This is a genomic window from Bradyrhizobium sp. CCBAU 45394, assembly GCF_028128655.1.
In the GTDB taxonomy this organism is placed as follows: Bacteria; Pseudomonadota; Alphaproteobacteria; order Rhizobiales; family Xanthobacteraceae; genus Bradyrhizobium; species Bradyrhizobium diazoefficiens.
This window is the reverse complement of the sequence record NZ_LBIX01000040.1, coordinates 1-439: the sequence shown is the minus strand read 5'-3', so window position 1 is coordinate 439 and position 439 is coordinate 1. Positions and strand designations below refer to the sequence as shown.

Annotated in this window: 1 protein-coding gene; it reads right to left on the bottom strand. The window is 67.9% G+C overall.

What is annotated here, in order from left to right; genetic code table 11:
* The coding region (locus WN73_RS11570) for a Kae1-like domain-containing protein (protein ID WP_442870066.1) at nt 1-439 on the bottom strand (439 nt) is incomplete at both ends.

Genomic DNA, 439 nt, shown 5'->3' with positions numbered 1-439 from the left:
GATGTCCGAGCCGCCGGAACTGCGCGCTCTGGCACAGCAGGAGCTCGCCGCCCCAATTGCCGCCGTCGCTACCCTGGCCGAAGCCGTCGAGCACCAGCGCCAACGCAGGTCCCGTGAGGCCATGCTCCGCCATGACGGAAGCGGCATGGGCATGATGGTGCTGGACCGCGATCAGCCGCCGTCCGCTCGCTTCGGCGAAGCGGGTCGAAGCCATGTTCGGGTGCAAATCATGGACGATAACTACCGGCTCGACGTCCAGCGTCGACAGCAGATGGCCGACGGTTTCCTCGAAGAAGCGGACGCCTTCCGCGGTGTCGAGATCGCCGATATGCTGGGAGACGAAGGCCTCGTTGCCGCGCGTGACCGTCACGGTCGACTTCAGCGCGCCGCCGACGGCCAGGATCGGCGGCACGGTCTGCGCGAGACGAACCGGCTCGGG